General features: G+C 36.1%; 17 protein-coding genes and 4 tRNA genes. 6 read left to right on the forward strand and 15 right to left on the reverse strand.

Annotated elements, in window-relative coordinates; all coding sequences use genetic code 11:
* Positions 1–1,040: 1,040 nt before the first annotated feature.
* The 7 genes from RAH34_RS14625 to RAH34_RS14655 all read right to left on the reverse strand — a co-directional run bounded on the left by RAH34_RS14625 (position 1,041) and on the right by RAH34_RS14655 (position 4,554).
* Positions 1,041–1,565, reverse strand: coding sequence for a thermonuclease family protein (locus tag RAH34_RS14625; RefSeq protein WP_306596602.1), 525 nt, complete (start codon positions 1,563–1,565; stop codon positions 1,041–1,043).
* A 161-nt stretch (positions 1,566–1,726) separates the two neighbouring features.
* Positions 1,727–2,098: a hypothetical protein gene (locus tag RAH34_RS14630; RefSeq protein WP_306596603.1), complete on the reverse strand. Its 372-nt coding sequence runs from the start codon at positions 2,096–2,098 to the stop codon at positions 1,727–1,729.
* 38 nt (positions 2,099–2,136) lie between these two features.
* Entirely contained in the window at positions 2,137–2,775 is a 639-nt protein-coding gene (locus RAH34_RS14635) for a hypothetical protein (protein WP_306596604.1), read from the reverse strand.
* A 48-nt stretch (positions 2,776–2,823) separates the two neighbouring features.
* Entirely contained in the window at positions 2,824–3,159 is a 336-nt protein-coding gene (locus tag RAH34_RS14640; protein WP_306596605.1) for a hypothetical protein, read from the reverse strand.
* 60 nt (positions 3,160–3,219) lie between these two features.
* Positions 3,220–3,594 (reverse strand): hypothetical protein, encoded by a 375-nt coding sequence (locus RAH34_RS14645; protein WP_306596606.1) that lies wholly within the window; start codon positions 3,592–3,594, stop codon positions 3,220–3,222.
* Positions 3,595–3,621: 27 nt separating this feature from the next.
* Complete coding sequence (locus tag RAH34_RS14650; RefSeq protein ID WP_306596607.1) at positions 3,622–4,119, reverse strand: hypothetical protein; 498 nt, start codon at positions 4,117–4,119, stop codon at positions 3,622–3,624.
* A gap of 9 nt (positions 4,120–4,128) precedes the next feature.
* The gene (locus RAH34_RS14655) at positions 4,129–4,554 is read right to left on the reverse strand and encodes a hypothetical protein (RefSeq protein WP_306596608.1); all 426 of its coding nucleotides are present in this window, start codon (positions 4,552–4,554) and stop codon (positions 4,129–4,131) included.
* 356 nt (positions 4,555–4,910) lie between these two features.
* On the opposite strand from RAH34_RS14655, the gene RAH34_RS14660 reads away from it, so the two are divergent.
* The 5 genes from RAH34_RS14660 to RAH34_RS14680 all read left to right on the forward strand — a co-directional run bounded on the left by RAH34_RS14660 (position 4,911) and on the right by RAH34_RS14680 (position 8,334).
* A tRNA-Pro gene (locus RAH34_RS14660) sits at positions 4,911–4,985 on the forward strand.
* A gap of 14 nt (positions 4,986–4,999) precedes the next feature.
* A tRNA-Arg gene (locus tag RAH34_RS14665) sits at positions 5,000–5,073 on the forward strand.
* Between the two features lie 903 nt (positions 5,074–5,976).
* Positions 5,977–6,051: transfer RNA gene (locus RAH34_RS14670), tRNA-Pro, on the forward strand.
* 13 nt (positions 6,052–6,064) lie between these two features.
* A tRNA-Arg gene (locus RAH34_RS14675) sits at positions 6,065–6,138 on the forward strand.
* 717 nt (positions 6,139–6,855) lie between these two features.
* Complete coding sequence (locus RAH34_RS14680; protein ID WP_306596609.1) at positions 6,856–8,334, forward strand: hypothetical protein; 1,479 nt, start codon at positions 6,856–6,858, stop codon at positions 8,332–8,334.
* 96 nt (positions 8,335–8,430) lie between these two features.
* Here the strand turns inward: RAH34_RS14680 and RAH34_RS14685 are convergent, their stop codons facing one another.
* From RAH34_RS14685 to RAH34_RS14720, 8 genes are all read right to left on the reverse strand, one after another.
* A complete protein-coding gene (locus RAH34_RS14685) occupies positions 8,431–9,270 on the reverse strand; it encodes an SH3 domain-containing protein (protein ID WP_306596610.1) in 840 nt (279 codons plus the stop codon).
* A 24-nt stretch (positions 9,271–9,294) separates the two neighbouring features.
* Positions 9,295–10,122 (reverse strand): 50S ribosomal protein L11 methyltransferase, encoded by an 828-nt coding sequence (prmA, locus tag RAH34_RS14690; RefSeq protein WP_114822573.1) that lies wholly within the window; start codon positions 10,120–10,122, stop codon positions 9,295–9,297.
* A gap of 614 nt (positions 10,123–10,736) precedes the next feature.
* Positions 10,737–11,450: a 3-ketoacyl-ACP reductase gene (locus RAH34_RS14695; protein ID WP_062676455.1), complete on the reverse strand. Its 714-nt coding sequence runs from the start codon at positions 11,448–11,450 to the stop codon at positions 10,737–10,739.
* Between the two features lie 333 nt (positions 11,451–11,783).
* The gene (locus tag RAH34_RS14700; RefSeq protein ID WP_306596628.1) at positions 11,784–13,346 is read right to left on the reverse strand and encodes a calcineurin-like phosphoesterase C-terminal domain-containing protein; all 1,563 of its coding nucleotides are present in this window, start codon (positions 13,344–13,346) and stop codon (positions 11,784–11,786) included.
* Between the two features lie 71 nt (positions 13,347–13,417).
* On the reverse strand, positions 13,418–14,866 hold the full coding sequence (locus tag RAH34_RS14705; protein WP_306596611.1) for a SusD/RagB family nutrient-binding outer membrane lipoprotein: 1,449 nt from the start codon (positions 14,864–14,866) through the stop codon (positions 13,418–13,420).
* An 11-nt stretch (positions 14,867–14,877) separates the two neighbouring features.
* Positions 14,878–17,841 (reverse strand): SusC/RagA family TonB-linked outer membrane protein, encoded by a 2,964-nt coding sequence (locus tag RAH34_RS14710; protein ID WP_306596612.1) that lies wholly within the window; start codon positions 17,839–17,841, stop codon positions 14,878–14,880.
* Between the two features lie 489 nt (positions 17,842–18,330).
* Positions 18,331–19,077 (reverse strand): glycerophosphodiester phosphodiesterase family protein, encoded by a 747-nt coding sequence (locus RAH34_RS14715; RefSeq protein WP_306596613.1) that lies wholly within the window; start codon positions 19,075–19,077, stop codon positions 18,331–18,333.
* 172 nt (positions 19,078–19,249) lie between these two features.
* The gene (locus RAH34_RS14720; protein ID WP_306596614.1) at positions 19,250–22,336 is read right to left on the reverse strand and encodes a TonB-dependent receptor; all 3,087 of its coding nucleotides are present in this window, start codon (positions 22,334–22,336) and stop codon (positions 19,250–19,252) included.
* Positions 22,337–22,660: 324 nt separating this feature from the next.
* On the opposite strand from RAH34_RS14720, the gene ligA reads away from it, so the two are divergent.
* A complete protein-coding gene (gene ligA, locus RAH34_RS14725; protein WP_306596615.1) occupies positions 22,661–24,667 on the forward strand; it encodes an NAD-dependent DNA ligase LigA in 2,007 nt (668 codons plus the stop codon).
* Positions 24,668–24,705 lie beyond the last annotated feature (38 nt).

A 24,705-nucleotide genomic window follows, 5' to 3' on the forward strand; every position in this document is an offset into this window, starting at 1 on the left:
TAAGTGATTAAAAACACAAAATGGGTAATACACTAAGGCATAAAGCATTTGATTCTTCGTCTAATTGAAATAAAAATAATAAACAACAATATTAAATTATAGCCAGAAGCTTAATTATACAATTCCTCATAATTCAATATTTCCATTAAGATATTAATTGGAATTTCTATTCTATCTTTGACATTTATTTATTGAGACATTTTTGCCGTTAAATCATATTTTCAATAAGTTTATCGGCCAAAAAAATCGCATATTGGACTGATCTACTAAATGCCGTTTTTTTCCAATCAAATATAAGCCTAATCTATAAACCCTTTTCCATATACTATATGCTTGATTTAAAAAAAAATAATATAACGCCTTATAATTTAAATACGACAGATTAATAATCTGCCGTATTTTTAATTTAACATTTATATCCCAACCTCGTAATATATTTCCTTTAGTAAAAGTAAAGTTCACAAATATCAAAACCTTAAAATCAATTTAGTACAGGAATCAAACTATCTTAACCAATATAATCAACAAAATACCCGTAAAATCCAATTAAGGTCAGCAACCAAAGAGTTCGAGGATAATCCTGTCAAGTTCACATAAAGACTTACTATTTTTAGTAGGTCTTTTTTATTTTATTCCTTACTCAAAAATTACTGTAAAGCAGATTGGATAGAGCATCCCGATTTCAATCGGGACGGTCAAAGGTTCGAATCCTTTCGCGCTCACATAAAGACTTACTATTTTTAGTAGGTCTTTTTTGTTTTATTCCTTACTCAAAAATCATTGTAAAGCAGATTGGATAGAGCATCCAGATTTCAATCGGGACGGCCAAAGGTTCGAATCCTTTCGCGCTCACAAAAAACCTCACAATTTTTATTGTGAGGTTTTTTGTTTTTAAGAAGAGTAATTTTTAGTAATAAAATTAAGACTTTTTGTATTTGGTTTCAAATTCCGTTGTCGCCTGGTTGACATTACCAGACATATTTTGAAATGCCTCATTTTTTTGAGACAGTTTTTGTTTTTTCTTCTATCCTTTAGAATATTTAAGCAACTCCTTTTATTTTTGTTCCGTTCTTAGCCGCTTCGATTTTCTTATTATTTCTAAGCTCACGTTTCATTTTACGGTAGTCCCAGGGAGCCATAGCATTAATATCCTGCCACAGACCCATTTTTTTAAGTTTTGCAGTTTCCTGAATTTTGCCCAGAGACGCATCTTTTGAGTAGGAAAAATACCACCATCCCAATCCTGCTTTGATCAGTTCTTTGGAAAGGTATTTTCCATCGTCATAGTACACTTTCGCAATGGATCTTCCATAACGGTCTGTAGTGGTTTCAACAAAGCTTACCGTTTTCCCGAATACTTGAGCAGAAGTAAACTGTTTCGCATTTTTACCGAACGCCTGTCCGCTTTCCGGACAATCAACTTCGGCTAATCTGATTTTTTTTTGTTGATTACCTTTTAACAGTAAAGTAATAGTATCTCCGTCTGAAATTTTGATCACTTTTCCGGTAGTCTGTGAGAATAGAAATACAGGGAAAAGTACGTACAGCAGCATTAATCGTTTCATGGAGCAAATATAGGGATTAGAAAGGCTTGTTTAATTACAAAAACCTCGCAAAATGCAAGGTTTTTGTAATATCAAATTAAACTATTTGTTTTTTTCACCTCAAAGTCGGGAGAATTTGCGGAACGGGGTTATTGATATTGGCTAAAACCAAATATATTAAATCATTGCCCCTCTAAACCAAACTGATCTTCATAATCCAGTTTTTCAATTTTATCAGAATTTTTTATAATCACTTCTAAAGATCCTTTGGGTTTTATTATCGAGTCTCCAACCATAACTTTATCCCACCAATCTCTGTAAACTAAAATACTATCTTGATTGCCATACACCAGAAATGGTATATTGTGATTATCATGATTCATATACTTTTTTCTAATTATTGATTTTATATCCTTTTCTCTAATTTCATCTAAAAAACTACCTTCGTTTTTTGACGAAAATATCAGTTTGTATAAGAATACAAAAACAATAATAACCAATATGACTACTAAACTCTTATTTCTATTTATTATTTCTAATCTTAAAAAATTCATTCTATATGCGTACTGAAGCAATTATATTTATACTATTCTCACCAGTTAAACGGTATCGCTACATAAGTATTTTCAAAAATAGGTAAGGACAAAAATTCCATTGGTGGTATGCAGTCTTCTTCCTTCTTCACAATGCAAACTTTAAGTAATTCTCTCCGATGATGGTAGCCATTTAAGATGAGCGCCTGAATACCATCTGTATCCAGAATCCTGATCAAAGCTCTAAATTTATCTGCTGTATCTGTTATTTCCAGAAAACTTAAATCAATATCCGTAAAAGAGATATTTTCATCGGCTACGATCTGAACAAAACGTTGTCCGGTATCATATGCAGTAAGGTCTTTAAATTTTTCATCTGCTGTCACAAGACTGGTTTCAAGGCAATCCAGATATACTTTTCGCTCTCCTGACAAATAGTTTCGGGTATGCAGCTTATCTTCCTGTACAATCTCAATATTATTTCTTCTGAAAGCTCTTTTCCATTCATCAATCTTTATTATAATATCCGGATTTGAATACTCCCACAAAAAAGTATAAACCTTCTGATCAGGAAAAAAGGATTCCATTTGAATTCCGTCTTCATGGTTATAAAACAACCAGAAACTATCATAGTTCAATTCACTCTCTTTAAAAAAATTTGAAAGGTAATGATGATGAATATCTCTATATTTCTTCATAAAACACTAATGTTTTTTTGTAAGGTATTTCAGTTTTCTCTGGAATAATTATAACTCCCAACAGCCAATATTGACAGGTAGCGAAGAATAATTTTCAATAAAAACATTATGATCAAAACGATAAAAATAAAAATTTTCTATATTCATCTCAATATTCTGTATCGTAATGTCCAGGTGTAAAAAAAATGCAACAAATTCTCTCACAAAATCATTGATATTAATTATTATATTTTCATCAGCATACAATCCTCCATTGATCTGATTATCTGAACAGCCACCTCCCCAATTCACTGACCAGTCTTCAATAAAAGCAATGAAACGGTCTACCAGATTCCCCGGCATATCTTCATGAATTACAATTTTAAACTCAAATATATCTTTCATTAATTCTTATTTTAGTCAGCAACTACCTGCTTTCTACAAATCTCTATACAGACAAGTATATCAAGTATATAGTGTTGAAATATCAACAGGAAGCTTAATCGTTCTGATATCTGAATTTTTCACTTTACTAAAAGTAATATCTGAACCCACGGATAATGATACTGTTCTCAATAAAAATACATTATCACTTTTGTTATTCTCTTCAAAAATAAGATTTATGGTACTCCAATCCTTTTTAGTAAAGGTCTTCTTCTCTATAATATTCTGAATCTGTTCAGATGATTTTTCATCTGTTTTTACCCCATAATATATTTTCTCTCCGTTTGTAAAATCCTTCTGAATACAGGTAAAAATATAAGAATCATTTTCCAATGAAATCCAAGATGTCATCATATCATCATACCAGTCGAGTATATGCAATTGAATAATGGTCATTTCTATTTAATTTATTTTTCATCAATATTAATGGGAAACAGGGCTGACCAGCTTCATAATTTTATCATATCCGACCTTTATGTAATATGTCTCGCGGGTAGTATGATTGATTAAAAAACATTCATCACAATAAACACTGAACTTTGCAACATATTTTAAATCAGATCCCTTGTAAAATAATAAAATATGATTATTTCCTGCCGGACAGTTGGGTCTCGGGGAATATTCTTCATACTTTCCTTTAAAGAACAGAGAATCGGTTTTCCTGCTCGGTTTTAGAGAATCTATAAACGTAAAATTCAATGTTCCTATTTTGGGGTAGAGAATACTGTCCTGATCGGATAATTCAGTTATATAAATCTTATTTTTCTCCGCATCAGAATCCCATGGTTCTTTGTTATACTTGTACACCTTAATGTAATCGTATCCGTAAGGGCTTGTATATTCCTTATTACATGCAATAAAGAGAGAAAGCACTGCAGAAAGACCAATGATGAGTCTTGAACATGATAGCCATGATTTCATATGGGATATTTACGGATTGAATTTAATAGTTTTAAAAACTTTTAAAAATAATTCTTTATTCTCCTCACTCAAATCATTGATAATGATTGCCATTTTCTTTTGATGAATATCTACACTGTCAAAATGAATCCCAATAAGTCCCTTATCCATTTTTTTCGGCATCATAATCTGAGCTCTATGCTTATTGATTGTATCGTAGTAATAATAATTAACATTATAAATTCCGTTTCTGTAATCTCTATCAGAATTATCAGAAAAATACGCTTTTAACTCCCTATTTTTATATTTTCCATATAATTCTTTATCATCTGTAATGAAAAAAGAATTTTCTTCAAAAGGTTTATAGTCACCATAGTAAATATATCCAACATGCTTATTTCCAGCATTAATGCTATATACCTGGGAATCTTCAGCCCGTTCTTTTTTAATGACCATTGATTTGGGTAAACTCAGTGATGTATTTGCAATAGTGTGACTAACAAATTCCTGGTTCTTACAGCAAGAATACATCATCATCAAAAAACAACAGAACAGAGGAAAACGAACTCCTACTTTCCATCCTGTTTTTTTATATTTTGGGATAAGAATGTTGAATGTGAGCAAAAAAAAAGAAAATTCTTTCAGCATTTTTAAGCGGGCTAAATCAATGGTTATTAACAAGGTAAAGTTAATAAAAAAGAGTGCATAAAAAATTAATTAAAAATTATACCTTATTTTCTTTTTTTATTACAAAAAGAATCGCAACTTTGCAGCCCTAAAAACGATGTAAAATTCGTTATTGATGACCCTTTCGGGGCGTAGCGTAGTCCGGTCATCGCGCCTGGTTTGGGACCAGGAGGTCGCAGGTTCGAATCCTGCCGCCCCGACTTATAAAATTTTAGGGTGCGTAGCTCAGCTGGATAGAGCATCTGCCTTCTAAGCAGACGGTCAAAGGTTCGAATCCTTTCGCGCTCACTTAAAGACTTACTATTTTTAGTAAGTCTTTTTTGTTTTTTATTACCCTACAATAACCAGTTATTAATCAGACCGGATAGAGCATCCCGATTTCAATCGGGACGGCAAAGGTTCGAATCCTTTCGCGCTCACTTAAAGACTTACTGGAAACAGTGAGTCTTTTTTGCTTTTATTTACCCTATAACAACCAGTGATTAATCAGATTGGATAGAGCATCCCGATTTCAATCGGGACGGTCAAAGGTTCGAATCCTTTCGCGCTCACTTAAAGACTTACTGGAAACAGTGAGTCTTTTTTGCTTTTATTTACCCTACAACAACTAGTGATTAATCAGATTGGATAGAGCATCCCGATGTCAATCGGGACGGTAAAGGTTTGAATCCTTTCGCGCTCACTTAAAGACTTACTGGAAACAGTGAGTCTTTTTTGTTTTTATTACCCTACAACAACCAGTGATTAATCAGATTGGATAGAGCATCCCGATTTCAATCGGGACGGCAAAGGTTCGAATCCTTTCGCGCTCACTTAAAGACTTACTGGAAACAGTGAGTCTTTTTTGTTTTTATTACTTTTTAAAATCATTGGTAAAGCAAAAGCAAAACGGATAGAGCATCCCGATTTCAATCGGGACGGCAAAGGTTCGAATACTTTTGCGCTCACTCAAAAACTCACTGGATACAGTAAATCTTTTTTGTTTTTCCTCGAATTATGTACAATGAACCATTTTTGGCATTGGATTATAAAAACATTCTAAGGCAATGATTTTTAAATAAGTAGAATGGATCAAAAGTCAGTCATTAAAAATTAATTAAAAATTATTCATAATTTTATTTTTTTATTTCAAAAAGTATTGTACCTTTGCAACCGCAAAAACGAAGTAAATATCGTTACTGATGACACCCTCGGGGCGTAGCGTAGTCCGGTCATCGCGCCTGGTTTGGGACCAGGAGGTCGCAGGTTCGAATCCTGCCGCCCCGACTTATAAAATTTAGGGTGCGTAGCTCAGCTGGATAGAGCATCTGCCTTCTAAGCAGACGGTCAAAGGTTCGAATCCTTTCGCGCTCACTTAAAGACTTACTATTTTTAGTAAGTCTTTTTTGTTTTTTATTACCCTACAATAACCAGTTATTAATCAGACCGGATAGAGCATTCCGATTTCAATCGGGACGGCAAAGGTTTGAATCCTTTCGCGCTCACTCAAAGACTTACTGGAAATAGTGATTTTTTTTGTTGTATTCTCATCAAACAAAAAGAGATTATTCATATTGGATAAAATAGCCCCATTAAAATGGACAACAAAGACCATTTTAATGGGATACTGATGTACATCTGATACCCTAAAAATATCTTGGTAAATAAAAAGCCATATCAAATTCTGTTTTTTTTCATTTTTCTTTTCAGATTTCATTTAATGCTGGCGCAACAGCAACTTTCATTACAAAGCCCTCACACAATGCATTCAAGCAATAAACATACACCATACATACAACCTGATAGCAACCCTTACAGATAAAACAAAAATCACATGATGTACCTATGATGTATTCTATAATTTTCTTAATTCTTTTCTTTTTTTGAAATTGCAGCCAATTATCGATTCTAAAACACAAGAATGATCAAAAAACCTTTATGATGCCAACAGGTGGGATTAATAATCTCACCTGTTTTTTACAGGGGTATTGTGGTTAACAACAGGAATTGATAAACTACTGCCTATATTCTAATGAATTCACTTGCATCATATCCGACTCTTGTAATTATCTTTAATACAGTATTTATTCTATGACCACGAACTCTTTGAAAAACATTAATAGAATAATCTATTGCCTGATTTTTACATTTTGCTGTTCAAAACTATTCCCACAAAACTATAATAAACAGCAAATAGATACCTTACTCATCAAAACAAATGAAGAGCTTAGAACCAGAATATCTAATAAAGATCTGATCATTTGGAATCAAAAGATTATAAAAGAAGCTATTCGCAACAAATATCCTAAAGGAGAAGCCTGGGGGTATGCCAATATTGCGAATCGTCTCTGGCTGATAGGAGAATTTAAAAAGGCCATAGAATATCTGAACTATGCTGAGGAAAAATCAAAAAAGATTAATGATGACTTTCTTGATGGTAAAATTAATCAGGAGTATTCACAGGTCTATAGCAGGATGAATCTACCTAAAATGGCTTTAGATTATAATTTAAAAGCCATGAAATCTGCTTTAAGATTAAAAAAAGATAATCAGGACTGTCGTTTTTTTTTACGGTATGTCTATTCAACACGAGCTGTTTATTTCAACGGAAATGAACGGCCTGATTCCTCACTCATTTACCTTCATAAGGCCATTAAAGTAGATCCTAATCCTTTAGATATTGCACATGTAGCCTATCACTATACAAAATACAACTTGAATTCAGATTCAGCGAGGCATTATTTAAAAAAAGCCTTTGATCTGCTGGAAACCAAAAGATTTAAGCATAATAAGTACCAAAGAGCAGTAGTTCTATATGATTATAGCAGTTTTATGCAGGTTCAGAAAAAAAATAATGAGGCTATCGACGCTATTATAGAGTCTATTGAACTGGCGAAAGAAATCAACAGACCTCAGCTGGTTTTAAATAATTACAAATTACTTGCTTCATTGTACAAAGAGCTTAAAGTAGCTGAGAAAGAAGTTGAATATTTAGACAAAGCAACCTCGTTAAAAGACAGCATAGATAATGACCAAAGCAAAGCGATCACATTAGCGTTTAATAAAATATCAAAGAAAGAAGAAGAAAAACAAAAAACTAAATTTCAGAAAGCCTTATGGTATGGAGGGATTTTATTTTTACTTGTTTTGTTGCTGTTCTTTTATTTTTATTTCCAGTTTAAAAGAAAGAAAAAAAGACTGATGGAAAGCAAAACCATTATTCTTCAGCACGAAGAAGAAGCCAAAATTTTAAAAAGAAAGCTTAATGAAAATCACGAGCAGATTATCCAACTGGCAAAGAAAAACAGTGCAGGTTTTCTAGCATTATTTCAGGAAACTTATCCTGAAGTCTGTCAGCAGCTTTTAAAAATCAACTCTAATCTTTCCTTATCAGATTTATCTTTCTGTGCTATGATATGCCTGGGGTTCTCTTCAAAAGAAATTGCACAGTACTCTTCTATGGAACACAGATCTGTACAGACAAAGAAATACCGTTTACGTAAAAAATTACACCTTGAAACAGAGACGGATCTTTATCAATTTATCAAATCAATATCTGACGCTCAATAGATGTGATCATCTTGATAAATCGAAAATAAACTGCTGAAATTATACTAGATCCCCCAACCACAAATTGAGGGATTTATAATTTCCAGCATACTGATTTTATTTCAGTTTGTATGTATTTCCATTCCAAACATAAGTTCTGGAAGAATGCTTTTTCTTCTCTCTGTTTTTTTCATCCACTTCCATATCTTCTACCTTTAAGATGAATGCATCTGGAATGCCCCCTTTATCATTAGGAAAAATATATTCTTCACTGTGATAAAAAGCACCGGCATCTCCTACGTTTGTCAATTGCGGAAGGACAATCAACTTTTTATCTTTAAAAAGAACATACTGATCATAACTTGCTATTCCACAAGCTTCTCCGGAAACCATTGCTTTTAAGGTGAATTCAACATTTTGCAGTTTGTGATTACTTTCTATATTGAATGCTGCTGAACTCAACTCCTCTCCTCTTCCGGTATCAAAATACACCTCATCAAGAAGTGTATTTCCTTCCAATACTTTTATTCCGGCAATATTCTGCTTTTCAATCTCATTGATTTCTTTATTCTTCCGGTCGATTGTTTTGGAAAGTCCAAAGAGGAAATCATACCCGTTCTTATTGCGGTAGCCTACACAAAGATTGCCACCCCAGATATATCCTTCCAATATATTCTCTCCTTTCTGATAAGATATTTTATACCAATTAGCATTTCTTTCTCCCAGTTTCAGGACTGCATTATCCTTTTGAAGAATCATTACCTGCTGGTTCACCTGCAATGAATCTACAATCTGAGCATTCACTCCGGCATCTGATCGCACGCGGGTCCAATTTGTAAAGATCTTCTGTGCTTTATTTTCTTCAAAGCTAAAGATACCATCTGCATATACTTCATTTTCCTGTGCTGTAAAAAACTGCAGCATCAGTAAAAATAAAGCTGTCCATAAAGTTTTCATATTCGTATTTTGTTTTTTGGTGTGTTATTTTTCAAGCAGAAGGCTTACCCACTCTTCACGCTGTAATTTCTTTTTAAGTTCCAGGCCGCTTTCTTTGCATACTTCCAGAATATCATCTACATCAAAGAAGCATAGTCCTGAAAGCAATAATTTTCCTCCTTCATTCAATACTGAAACGTAAGTCGGAATATCTGAAATCAGGATATTCCTGTTGATATTGGCTAAAATGATATCATAATTCTCTTTGCCCAGATTTTCAGCAGTTCCCTGTTCGATATCCAGTTCTACATTATTTCTTACTGCATTTTCTTTTGAATTTTCTACTGACCACTCATCAATATCGATTGCTTTTGTATCTCCAGCTCCCTGCTGTTTGGCATAAATGGCTAATACGGAAGTTCCGCATCCCATATCCAATACTTTTTTACCATTGAAATCAATATCCATCATTTGCTGGATCATCAAGTGGGTTGTTGGGTGATGTCCCGTTCCGAAAGACATTTTAGGCTGAATGATAATTTCATGCATTTCTGGTACAGATTCATGGAATTCTGCTCTGATCAATACTTTATCATCGATATTGATCGGAGAGAAATTCTTTTCCCATTCTTCATTCCAGTTGATGTTTGGCATTTCTTCGAACGAATATTCGATTTTTACGTTTTCGTTTTCAAAGATTGGAAGGGCTTTCAGCTGATCTTCGTGAAACAAATCTGTCTGGATATATCCCAAGATTCCGTTAATTTCTTCTGTAAAGCTGTCAAAACCTATTTCTATAAGTTCTGCCATTAATATCTCGTTCCAAGGTTGCAATGGAGAAATCTTGAAATTGAATTCTAAATAATTTTGCATGTGACTAATTTGCTGCAAAAATACTAATGTTATCACGGTTAAAAAAATGATGAAAGGATTTTTGGCCGAAACCGGGGATTTTTTTGTTTTTTTGAAATATAACCCCAAAGTCAAATAATTTGTAGTTTGTCATTCTGAATGAAATGTAGTGAAGAATCTCATGTTTAAAATACTAATAAGATTCTTCCTTCGTCAGAATGGTATTTTGGGGATAGCTTATATTGTAGGAATATTATTCTTTTATCCCACGGATTGCACGGATCGCACAGATTATTGGCCATCATATATTCAATAGGGACGGGCTATAATCCTGAGCATAGACGAAGGAAGCCCCATCTTCAAAATTAATACAATACCATTGGCTTTAGCCAAAGCTTATAATAAAAGATCTGGAAATAAATTCTCTATTATTTTTTCTATCCTAAAGGCTATGTAGATTTCTTTTGAAATGCGAAAGATTGTAAGTTTTGGCTAAAGCCCAAATTGAAGCATAAAAATAAAGCGGGCTAAGGCCCGCTCCTATTGAATTTTATGATCCAAGGAAAAAATAAGAGTCTTTTGCTTTAAACTTTAAACCCAGAACATTAAACCTTGAATTTTAAATTTTAACTCTCTTATGGATTTGTAGAGAAAATAGAACCATTTGCAATTAATGCTCTTCTGTTCATTTTCAGGATATCTCTTACCCATTCTGCAAAGTCTTCCGGTTGTAATACTTTATCTGGATTTCCGTCTGTAAGACCTCCCTGGATACTCATATCAGAAGCAATGGTACTTGGAGTCAGTGTGATCACACGGATATTTTGTTTTCTCCATTCTGCCATCATGGATTGAGAAAGAGATACTACGGCTGCTTTTGACGCTGCGTATGCAGACATATTCGGGCCTCCTTTCAAACCTGCAGTAGAGGCTACGTTTACGATATCACCTTCTCCTTTAGCTTTCATAAATGGATAAGCTGCCTTAGCTGCATAGTACACACCGAAAAGATTGGTTTTAATCACCTGTTCCCATGTTTCGGAAGGCATTTCTTCGATAGACCCAAAGTCTCCGATTCCTGCATTATTGATCAGAATATCAATTCCTCCCAATTGTTCTGCTAAAGATTCTATTCCAGCTTTTACCTGAATTTCATTGTCTACAGAAAATACTGCGTAGGCTGAATGTACTCCTAATTTTTTGATTTCTTCAACCGTCATTTTAAGGTTCTCTTCGTTTCTTCCTGTAATGGCAACATTTACTCCTTCATTGGCTAAAGCTAATGCTACGGCTTTCCCTAGTCCTCTTCCACCACCTGTTACAATGGCATTTTTTCCGTTTATATTCATAGTAATGATACTTTTCTTGATACAAAGTTACGAAAGAACATTTTTATGAGGCGGTGAAAACACAGATTTAACTTATATTTTATACAACCACAAAAGTCACAAAAGATGATTACTAGTGAGAATATTTAAAAGTTACAATCATCCTGTATAAAAGTTAACATAAGATGAAAACTTAGATTTTTATAAAACTTAAGTGCGCTTCTTATATTCAAAGTATAGCTTAAAAACTTTTGTGACTTTTATGGTTTATCTAAACCTCGATAAAAATTAAAACCGGCTCATAAGAACCGGTTTCAAAATCTAAAAAAAGGTATAGTAAAAAAAATAAAAAGCTTAAGGAATCTGGATGGCGTTCTGAACTTCAAATTCTTCTGAAGCTGAGAATTCATTTCCATACATGTCTACAGCTTTCACCTCAACTTTGTGTTTTCCTAATGCTAATTTCTTAGGAAAATCTGCTTCCCAGATATGTTTTGACATTTCAGGATTAGAAGGTCTTCTTCCCGGAAGAATTTTCTCTGTAGAATCCCATTTGAAAACAGAAAGAGCAAAATTCGGGTCGATGGTTTCGTCATATTCCATTTCTTCCCATTTTCCACCGTCTATTCTGTATTCTACTTTGTCTTTTTTGCTTCCCATGAAGAAATTGGCGAGCACTTTTGCTGAGGTTCTTGACGAAGAAATCACTTTCGGAACATATAATTTGATCTGATAGTCTTCCGGTTTTCCGGCAGTTCTGTATTTCACTTTATACTGATTGTCTGTAAAGCTGATAAAAGAATATCCTTTTGCCGTTCCGTCTCTCATGGTTGAGGTAGGAAGTCCGGCATCATCGGGTGTTCCTGAATACCAGTCGCCGCAGGTAGTTCCAACATTATATTCGTGTAATTCTTTGATTCCGTTCCAGCCTGCTTTTTTGCCGTAGAAAATCTGCTGCTGGATATGGGTATGTGCTGATAAAAGCAATACATTCCGGAAAGGATTCAAAAAATCAAATAACTTCTGACGGTCGGCATTTCTAAAATTGTCTTCGTTGTTATGTTCCAACGGAATATGGAAAGAAATGACGATCAGTTTGTTCTTATCAACCAGTTTCAGATCGTTTTCGATGAACTGAAGCTGGTCTTCACGGAAACCACCCCAGTATCCTTTGCCATCCCTCGGATCTGGATAAAGAATATCATCCAGAATGATAAAGTGCACGTTTCCATAATTGAAAGAATAATTAGCCGGACCGAAATTGGATTCAAATGTTTCATCGGAAAGTTTATCTTCTTTTGCATCATAATTCATGTCATGATTTCCCATTACATTATACCATGGCAGTCCTACTTCTCTCATTACATCTGCATACGGCTTCTGAAGGCTGAGATTATCTCCCACCAAATCTCCCAGACTGATTCCCAGCACTGCATTTTTCTTGGTATTCTTCACCTCATTTACAATTCCTCTTTTGAAGTAATCCAGTTCTTTTTCTGTGTAAGGCTGCGGATCTCCGAAAACCAGAATATCAAAATTCCTGTCTTCATTTTGCTTATAAAGCGGGAAGTTCAGTTCTTTGGGAAGGTCTCCTGTGGGAGCAACTCCTTTGTATTTAAAATCTGCCGGAGAACCTTTTGGTTTATGATGATAATAAAACTGTGGTAAGTTATTAGCATTTAAAGCCGTTTGATATCCTGAAGGTTTGATGACAAAAACCGTCTGATCTTCCTGAACCGGCAGGCTGTATCTTCCGTTTTTATCGGTAAGAGCTACCTGGATACCATTGGAAACAGCTACACCTTCTATTCCTTTTTCACGATTTTCTCTCTTTTGGTTTTTGTTACTGTCTTCGTATACGTATCCGGCAACAGAAGCCTGTGAGAAAGCCATTGCTGAAAGCAGCATACAAGGCATTATAAATTTTATATTGATACTCATAATTTTTTAAATCTTTAAATTATTTTTAAATCTTTCAATTGAAATTACTATTTATTCCACCACATTTTCACATTGATATTGTCTCCACCCATGGATTGTACAGCTGCATTATAATTGTCTGTATTCATCACTTTTGTCGCAGTAGGATACATAAATCTTACAGGCATCTGTCCACCGTTCTGAAGTCCGCCGTTATTTGGAAGTACCGGAAGTTTCGTACGTCTGTACTCATACCATTGCTGATGGTCTACAAAAAACAGCGAAATATATTTCTGAAGCATAAGCTTTTGCAAAGAACCATCATAGGCTACGTTTGGATTGCTGAAGTAATTGGCAGGAACTGTTGCTCCCCATTGTTCGATTATAGATTTTACCCCTGTCTCGTAATAGGTCTGCTGATTTCCTGCAATAATTCCTTTGTTAACCAATTCAGCCAGAATAAACTGAACTTCAGAATAGGTCATGATTAAAATCTTTAAAGGTGCTTTCGCCAGGTTCTGGTTTAGGTTAGAAGGCTGATAATTGAAAGATGTTCCCAGAGCATATCCTGACGGAGCTCCTTTATAACCAAGATCTTCTCCTGACGTTGCTTTAGCTTTAGTAAAAAATAGGCTCAGTCTCGGATCATTATTATCTTTCATAGCATTAACAAAGAATTCACCTGCTGCCCTGTAAGCTGTAAAATCCTGTGGACGGGCTATTGGCGGCAAGTAGGGAGATATTCCGGAAAGTGGCAGCACTGCACTGTCTGTGTTATTCTGGAAAATTGGGTATTGAGCCGGATTATTGATAATTTCCTGAATACGTTCATATACATTTACTTCTCCGTTCCGGCTTAGAATTCTGGTCAGTAATCTTAATGAAAGAGAGTTACAGAATTTTTTCCATCCTAAAATACCAGTCTGACTGTTGGTATTGGCATTATAAAACAAATCTGTTTCCGTTAATGCCTGAGTGGTATTGAATAACGAGTTAGCTGTTTTCAGATCGTTTAGCAGCTGGATGTAGACATCTTTCTGCTTATCGTATTTTGGTCTTAAAATATTTTCTTCAACTCTTAATGCTTCGGATAAAGGTATATCACCAAAAGCATCCGTAAGATTGGAGGCAATCCATGCGTTCAGGACCATTGAAATAGCCAGGTAATTGTTATTCTGTTCTTTTGTTGCATATTTTCTAAGATCGCTTACCTGCTTAAGCCACCTGTAAGAAGTATTCCAGTATCCGTTACCACTTTTTTCATCCATATAATATCTGCTGTAGGAATTTCCTTCATTGGGAAAGTCTAAAGCGATCTGCATGATATCAAAGGTGAAATCATCTGCCCTGTTATAGCCATAACTTCCCATTTCATACTGGACGGGAGCGAGAAGGCTGCCAACGGAAGGGTCTTTAACTTTACTGGTATCTGTATTTATTTCCTCAAAGGTTCTGTCGCACGACTGAAGCATAAAAACAGAAGCCGCCAGTGTCAGATGTATGATTATTTTTTTCATTTTTAAAGATTTTAGAATTTAAGATTTAACTGGAAACCAATTGTTCTTGCTGTTGGAAGCTGTCCCATCTCCACGCCCGGAGTAATGGTTGCATTATCCAGGGTAGCTACTTCAGGATCAAACATCGGAAACTTCGTCCACATCCACAGATTTTTTCCGAAAATGGCAATAGTAAGGTCATCCAGACCTATAGATTTGATGGTTTCTTTCGGGAAAGAATAGGCAATTCTCGCGTCTCTCAGTTTAATAAAGTCTGTACTGAAGCTGTTGGTTTCTACATTCGCTCTTCGGTAGTAATCTCCGTAATAAGAGGATACCAGTACTCCTTTTGTGTTTGTACTGAAAGATCCGTCAGGATTCTGAACGACTCCATCTCCTACAATCATTCCGCCAGGGTTGTCTCTTCCCGGAAGGGTCGATTTCAGCTTACCTTGTTCAGACATTTTGTGATGGGACTGTGAATATGCAATACCTCCATATTGCCCATCAAAGGAGAAACTGATTGTAAAGTTTTTAATCTTGAAATCATTCTGAAGACCGGCTCTCCATTTCGGGAATGCATTTCCTACTTTTTCAATATCTGCAGGTCTGGCGGGAAGTCCGTTGTCTCCATAAATTACTTTTCCGTCAGGGGTTCTTAATAATTTAAATCCATACATATCTCCCAGCGAACCTCCTACTTCCATTTTATAGAAGACCACATCTCCTACATTGGAAACGATGCCATCAAAGCCTTCAGGAAGGGTCATTACCCTGTTTTCGTTAGTAGACCAGTTCCCGCCTACTTTCCAGGAGAAATCTTTACCTTTTACAGCTAAGATATCGGCTGAAAGTTCAAGACCTCTGTTTCGGATTTTTCCAGCATTAATGATTCTTTTGGAATATCCTGCTTCTGTGGGCAACGAGACAGGGATAATCTGGTTTTCACTTAAATTCTGGTAAGCGGTAAGATTAAGGTTCAATCGGTTCCTGAAAAGGCTGAAATCCATACCGGCTTCTATATTGGTATTTTTCTCAGGTTTAAGGGTAGGATTATTAAAAGTGGTAGGCCCTGTTACACTTCCTGTAATGTTGCTGGCTGTATAATAATTATCCAAAAGATAGGGATCACTGTCTATCCCGACTTTCGCCCATGAAGCTCTTAGTTTCCATAAATTCAGATTACTACTTTTCAGATTAAACAGATCCGAAAGAATGAAACTGGTACTCACTGATGGATAAAAGAAGGACCTGTTCTGTTTTGGAAGTGTAGAACTCCAGTCATTTCTTCCTGTAAAGTCTACAAATATTTTATTGTCATATCCTAACGTCAATAATCCGTACACACTGTCTACATGTTTATCTCTTGGAGCAGGATACTTAACCGGAATAGAAAGGGCATTGGTAAGACTGTATTCGCCTGCGGTTTTCAATCCGATGGCCTGATAATCGTTCTGCAGATATTCATTATAACGGATACTTCCTCCTGCTGAAGCTGAGATACTGAATTTATTCCAATCTGCTTTATAAGAAAATAAAAGGTCGTTATTATATTCCTGGTTCTTGATAAACTGTTCTCTGTAGAAACCTTTCAGATAATTGGCAGTGCTCCACGGTCTTTTGGTGGTTCTCTTTTCGTTCAGAATTTCAATTCCTGACCTCAGCATTAAACTGAAATTTTTATTAAACTGATAATCTGCTGTGATATTTCCTGTAATGGTCTTCTTTCTTACCCCATTCAGCATTTCGTAAGCAATCATGTAAGGGTTATCAATATAAGAACTGAACGGATGGATTTGATCAACCTGCTCCTGTCCGGGTTTCCAGATGGGTTTATACCATTCCAGATCTACATTGGGATTCTGGAAAATCATGAAATAAGAGATCGACTGGTTGTTATATCCCGTCGCAGGAAGATTGTCACTGGTAGTAGTGTTATAAGCAAATTTTGTAGAAATTTTTAATTTTTGGGTAAGCTGATGCGCAAAAGATAAAGCAAAATTGAATCGGTCAAAGCCTGTATTCGGCATCATCCACTCATTATTAAGGTAAGTAAGTGAAGATCTGAAACTTGTTTTCTCGTTGGAACTTTCTACGGAAATGCTGTTGGAATAGGTAGAACCTGTTCTCCAGAAGCCTTTGATATTATTTTCATAAGGTCTCCATAATTGTCTTTCCGTACTTTGTCCTATCACATTCGGATCGTATTGGAAATAATATTGTCCGGCAAATTTAGGACCGAAGGCACTACTTGTCCCCCCCGTACTTGGTCCATCAGGGGAAAGTCCATAAGAGTAGTAAAAATTTCCTGCTGTATTGGTGGCCAGTGTTCCCTGCCCATATTCATATTGCCAGTCCGGCCACTTCAAGACGGAATCAAAACTTGAGGAAGAATTGAAAGTAACTCTTAGTTTTCCGTTTTTTGTTTTTCCTGACTTTGTGGTGATCATTAAAGCTCCGTTGGCAGCGCGTGATCCGTATAATGCAGCTGCAGAAGCTCCTTTTAAAACGGTTACGGATTCAATATCATCAGGATTGATGCTGTTTAATCCGTTTCCAAGGTCAATAGGAACATCACCTCCGGAACCTGCTCCATAAGCTGCTGTACCGGAACCAGTGGTAGAATTGCCCAATGGTACTCCATCTACGACGATCAGAGCATAGTTATGATCCATCATGATGGATTTTTCCCCTCTCAAAGTAATTCTGGAAGTTCCCAACGGTCCTGCTCCGGCGGTCTGGATTTTAAGGCCTGCCACTTTGCCTTCCATAGATTGCGCCCAGTTATTATTCTGGGTTTCTTCAAATGTTTTGGCATCTACTTTCTCGGCAACATATCCTAAAGCTCTGTCGTGCCTCTTGATTCCCAAAGCAGTTACAACTACTTCATCAATTCCTTTAATGGTGTCCTTTTTAGCTTTCTGCTGAGCTGCCAGATTGGCGCTGACTAATCCTAACAGTGACAAAACCAACAGTTTTTGTGTCTCTTTACGCATTTCCTTTTTGTTTGCGCAAAATTAGAACGACATTATAAGGATGGCCTTAACATGACTTTAACGTTTCTTAAAAATTTATTAAACCATATGTTAAGCCAGTCTTAATAACATTAGTTAAACAGCTAATCAACAAACACTTAAGCAATTAAGTATTTTTAATACGGTTTCCAAGCTGTATTTATGTATCTTTATTGTCTTGCATTGAGATAATACTATACAAAACAGGTAAACCACTGAATTACAAAACATTAAAATCAAAATTCAATCACCTGTTTCTTCATTCATTATCAAAAAGAAGTTCTCAGCTCCTAAAAAAAAAGCCTGCTTCCTTATAAGGAGCAGACTGTATAAATTTTTGGTTATTTGTTGAGATGATTAAAATATTTCGTTTGACCACCCCGTCAAAAATTCTTTGAATTTTCGCCACCCCTCCGGAGGAGGGGAATATTTGTCTTTCAGTTGTAATATTTCTGAAAGGTTTTGAGTTGTTTATTTGTTTTTCAACTGATCAGGGATGTTAGTGGTTACAAACCCGATTCCCTGCTTTTTCAGTTCATCGTATACGGCAACATCATTTACTGTCCAGGCATTAGTGATTAGTCCTAATGTTTTTGCATCCGCAATCCAGGTAGGGTTTTTCTGGAAAACACTGTAGTGGTAATCCATTCCGTCTAATCCTTCTTGTTTGATCTGCTCCGGAGACAGCTCACCGTTCAGATATTGTACTTTAAAGGCAGGAGCCAGTTTTTTGATCTCTTTACAAATGTTAAGACTAAAAGAAATAAACTCACTTTGAGATTCCAGCTTCATATCTTTAATCATTTTGATCGTTTTCTCCGTGATCTCATTTTCAATTTCCGGAGTTTTGGCTGGTTTGATTTCAACGATCAATTTCAGAGATTTATCTTTTTTTCCCTGCTTTAAATAGTCTTTCAGAGTAGGAAATTTTTCTCCGTTGGATAATTTCAATGCTTCCAGTTCTTTGAAGGTAGCTTCTGAAATTTCCATTTTACCGTGATGCTCATCGTGGTTGATTACCAATACACCATCTTTCGTCATTCTCACATCAAATTCAGACCCATATATTTTTAATTTCTGAGCATTCTCCAGTGATTGAAGTGAATTTTCCGTGGTAGGAGGCTGAGCCTGGAAATATCCTCTATGGGCAATGATCTGGGTTTGTGCTTTCATCATAACTGTACTTAAAACTGCTAACCCTAAGATAAAATTTTTCATAATATAATTTAAATTATTAAAAATAAAGTCGTAAAACTTCCTGATAAAGGTAGTTATTAAAAAATGAAAACCACAAAGACATAAAAGATTTTCTGGCTAAAACTAAGGCTTCAAGTCCCATTAATCTGCCGTTTCAATTTCTTTTATGTCTTCTGTGGTTTAAAAAAAGATATTAGAAGGAGTATTTCGCTCCAATCTGAATCTGATATGGATTTCCTGATAGTGGAACCAGACCACCTCCACTTACGTTTTTGGTGTATTCGTACTGCATCGTATCTTTATTGAACTTCGTCACTTTATACAGAGACGTGTTTCCGTACGATTTGTTTACACCCCATTCCTTGTTAAGAAGGTTGGCTACGTTGAAGATATCTACAGAAAGTTCGAAAGCTCCTACCTTATCAAATTTTATTTTCTTAGCGACACGTACATCCCACACACCATAGAAACCATTCTTCCCTCCGTTACGTTCAGCAATTTTACCATTGTATTCGTTGATATAATCTTTCAGGGCCTGTCCCACCTGTGGATCATCCAGAATAGCTTTGGTAAGGTTCGGGAAGATAAAAGCAAGATCATTGGAATCTACGAAATCACCATTGATATTTCCTCCGGTTGTCGCTGAGAAACGAGTTCCTCCAATACCTGAATATCTGATCCCTAAGGTAAATCCGGCAATTGTAGGCGAGTTCCCATAAATAACCACTTTATTACGGAACTGGTTGTCGGAATACGTCATTCTTAAATCTCTCGGATCACTCTGAATCATGGTAGACAATGTTGCAGAGTTCGCTACGTTTCCGTTGTATGAAGTATTGTCTTTGATATCAGACCATGTGTAACTTGCTGTGATTTCCCCATCTTTCCAGTAACGGTAACTTGTATCCAATACGAATGAGAACTGGTTTACTTTACCATCACTTACCAATTCCAGTACTCTTCCGAAATTATTATTGATTCTTCCCTGTTTCCAATCGAAACTTACACTGTTATTGGCATTATTGGTAATAGCACCTGTAGGGATAAATACTCCTCTTCCGCCTTCATTAGCTAAAGTAAAGAAAGGATTTGCCACCAAGTTTCTGTCGTAGTAATAGTAATTGTTTCTACCCAGAGCCATATATCCGGCAATTCCAGCTCTGAATCTTTCATTGAAGAAGTGGGTATAAGAAATATTGGCTTTATAAACGATCGGGATTTTCGCATCTTTACCAGTATAGTTAATTGTTGGAATCTGATACTGGGAAAGAGACGGAACAGAATTATAGTCATTCCTGTAACTGTTAAAATCAGGAGTAAGACCAATCGCCGTAGGATTTACATCCACTGTAGCAAGGTGTCTACCATCAAATACCAGGTTGTTGATGATCATATAATTGTTGATATCTGAAGAGAAAATTCCGGCACCGAACTTAAGGAAGTCTTTATTTCCTTCATTGATATTCCAGTCAAACTGGAATCTTGGCTGAATGACAAATGATTTGATCTGATTATCTGTTCTGATTCCCATTTCATCAAACAGTTTCTGGTTGAATTCTGCTTTCGGATAACCACCGTAGTCTAATCTTAAACCGGCCATCAAATCAAGTCCTTTTGCCACTTTAGTCTGAAACTGTCCATAGATACCAATGTTCCAAATGTTCGATCTTACAGATGGATCTGCCATCAAAGGAACTTCTCTGTAGAATCTGTATGGAGTAAGATTATCAAAATTGGTAAGCCCCTGAAAATGGAATCTTCCGTTCACCTCACTTCCGTATACCGATTTTGCTGTTGTATACATTAAATCAGCACCAAAAGTATATTTTACCTTATCGGTATTGTAGTATAGGTTGTCAACTATCTGGAACACATTATTTCTAAAGCTTTCCTGTGCAAAGCGATGTCCTCCGATCTGAATATTGGTAGATCCGGCACTTGAAGCTACTCCTTCCACAATAGCTCTCGGTACAGGTTTTCCTAATTGATTATTCTGATAACTATCCTGGAAAGTGTAAAGATATTGTGCCTTCAATTCATTGGTCAGATTAGGCTGAAGGTTTGATCTTAATGTTAACAACAAGCTGTTATCAAGGTTTTTGTCATTCCCGTAAGATTCAAAGAAGTTGATATTGGTATTATCACCCAATCCGTTTTTATTAAGGTCGTAGGTAAAGTTATTTCTAAGCGTCAATAAGTTCTTTTCGTTGATCTGCCAGTCAAGACGTAAGAATGCGGCATCGGAGTTTCTCACTTTATCAAAAGTTCCGAATTGCGGGCTGCTTCCTACTCCATATTTAGCTCTTGCAATATCCAGAAACTGATTAAGCGTCTGTGTGGTTGTATTGAATCTTTTTTCGTCATCCGGAGACTTTATATCAGCAATGACCAATGGTCTTGAATCCAACTGATGGTCCCATGCTACGAAGAAATGCAATTTGTTTTTAATGATCGGTCCACCCAATGAAAACCCGAACTGGGAAGTAGAGAAATCATTATCTCTTTTATTCCCTCTGATGTCATAAGGGCTGGAAAGCCAGTTGGTTCTTAAATATTCCCAGGCACTTCCGGAAAATTTATTGGTTCCTGATTTGGTAACAGCACTTACTGTTCCACCTCCGCTTCTTCCCAAAGTAACATCATATTGGTTGGTTGTGATTTTAAATTCACGTACCGCTTCAATGGAGATGGAGAAAGGAGCACCGCTTCGGCTGGTAGTAGATCCTGCAGAAGTAGGATTTTTGGCAGTCATCCCGTCAATGGTAAAGTTGGTAGAAGATCCAAGCTGCCCGGAAAGGTTTCCTCCTTTTCCGCTTAACGGAGATAGTTCCGTAAGATTGGTAAAGTTTCGTCCATTCACCGGAAGCATGCTGATGTTTTTTGCTGAAATGGCTGTGGCAGCTCCAAGGTTTCCGATCTTGTTTTTAAGATTTCCGGTAATTTTTACTTCCTCAATGGTCTTTTCGTTTCCCAGATCCATATTTACAGTCACCTGATCTCCGAAGTTGACATTATAGCCTTCTTTTTTATCTTCATTTACAATGACTGTGTAAGGTCCTCCCAAAGGAATTTCTTTAAAAATATATTCCCCTTTTGAGTTGGTTTCCGTTTCCGTTCTGAATCCTGTGGACTCATTCACGATCGTCACTTTCACTTTTTCCTGAGCCGTACTTCCCGGTCCGGTAACTTTCCCTACAATAGAAGCCTGCGTGGTCTGTGCATAAGCCATTGTCCCAAGCCCTAAAAACAATAATCCCAGTACAATCTTTACTTTTTTCATTTCTTCCGAAGATCTTTATGATTAATTTTTTGATGTTCGCCAGGAAACCTCTTTGATTTTCATACTCATAGATGATTTTGAGGTTTCTTTTAATCAGATGTGCAAAGGTATTTTGACTTTAACAGCGGGGTGTTTAAGAAAGTTTTAACATTTTTTTAATTAAATCAGAACTTTATGTTAAATTACTTTAAACACGTGTTTTAATTTCTGTAAAACCAGTCAGTTAAAGCATATTACGTATTCTTAATTTTCCAATACTATTTTATTCTGTTATTTTTTAAATGCAATTACTTTAGTTATTTTTGCTCAAAAGATAGAAACCCAATGTCTGAAAACATTCAACAAAAGATAGAACAGCTCCGGAAAGAGCTTCACCAGCATAACGATAACTACTACCAACTGGATACTCCTACTATTACAGATTATGAATTTGATATGCTTCTGGAGGAGCTACAGGATCTGGAAGCCAGGTATCCCGAATTTTATGATGAAAATTCTCCTACAGTACGTGTAGGTGGTGGTGTTACCAAGGTTTTCCCTACCATTCAGCATAAATTCAGAATGTATTCTCTGGACAATTCCTATGATTTTGACGATCTTGAAGACTGGGAAAAAAGAATCATCAAAACGATTGAAGATCCCGTAGAGTTTGTTGCTGAGCTAAAATATGACGGAGCATCCATTTCTATTCTTTATGAAAACGGAAAACTGTCTCAGGCGGTTACCCGTGGTGATGGTTTCCAGGGAGATGAAATTACCCCAAACGTGAGAACCATTTCAGATATTCCTTTGACTTTAAAAGGTGATTTCCCAAATCATTTTTTCATGCGTGGAGAAATTTATCTGACCCGGAAAAACTTTGACAAAATCAATAAACTTCGTGAGGAAGAAGGTCTTGATCCCTTCATGAATCCAAGAAATACTGCGAGCGGAAGCTTGAAAATGCAGGACAGCGCTGAGGTAAGAAAGCGTGGCCTTTCTTCGGTATTGTATCAGTTTATTTCTGATGAAGTTCCTGCGGAAACCCATTGGGAACTGCTTCAGAAAGCTCAGAGCTGGGGTTTCAAAACCTCCCAGCAGGCCAAATTATGTAAAACGATGGCTGAGGTACAGGAATTTATTACTTTCTGGGATACCGAACGTCATCATCTTCCTTTTGAAATTGACGGAATTGTTTTAAAGGTGAATTCATTACAGCAGCAGAGACAGCTTGGATATACGGCTAAGTCCCCACGTTGGGCAATGGCTTATAAATTTAAGGCAGAAAAGGTAGAGACAGAACTGCAGAGCGTTTCTTATCAGGTAGGAAGAACCGGTGCTATTACTCCTGTTGCCAATCTTAAACCTGTTTTACTGGCAGGAACCATCGTAAAAAGAGCTTCTCTTCATAATGAGGATATCATCAAAAAACTGGATCTTCATGAACATGATTTTGTGTACGTAGAAAAAGGAGGTGAAATCATTCCTAAAATTGTAGGGGTAAACACAGATAAAAGAACGGAAGAAAGCAAAGAAATAGAATACATCAAACAGTGCCCTGAATGTGGTACCGAACTGGTAAAAATTGAAGATCAGGCGATTCATTTCTGTCCTAATGAGCTTCACTGTCCGCCACAGGTAGTAGGAAGAATGATTCACTATGTTTCCAGAAAGGCTTTGAATATTGATAATCTTGGAAGTGAAACTATTGAACAGCTGTACAGAGAAAGACTGATTGAAAATCCTGCCGACTTTTATGTTTTAACAAAAGAACAGCTTCTTCCCCTGGAAAGAATGGCGGAAAAATCTGCCCAGAATATCATCACAGGAATTGAAAAATCAAAAGAAATACCTTTTGAGAAAGTATTATATGGAATCGGGATTAAGCATGTAGGAGAAACAGTGGCTAAGAAACTGGTTAAAAACTTCCCGACGATTGAAGAACTGAAAAATGCTACTGTAGAGGAGCTTTGCCAGGTAGAAGATATCGGAGCTAAAATTGCAGTGAGTATTGTTGATTTCTTCCAGAATTCTGAAAACGTACTGATGATCGAGCGATTGAAATCTTACGGAGTACAGCTTGAAAAAGGAGAAAGCACCAATGAAGTTCTATCCAATGTTCTGGAAGGAAAAACTTTCTTATTCACCGGAAAATTGTCATTATTCACCAGAGAATCTGCGGAGGAAATGGTAGAAAAACATGGCGGAAAAAATATTTCTGCGGTTTCAAAAAATCTCAACTATCTTGTAGTAGGTGAAAAAGCCGGAAGCAAGCTGAAAAAAGCTCAGGATATCGGAACTATTATGATTCTGGATGAGCAGCAGTTTCTGGACCTGATTGAGAAACAGTAATAAAATCAAAATAATATTAAATAAACCATTAAGATATT

The organism is Chryseobacterium sp. WLY505 (assembly GCF_030846215.1).
GTDB lineage: Bacteria > Bacteroidota > Bacteroidia > Flavobacteriales > Weeksellaceae > Chryseobacterium.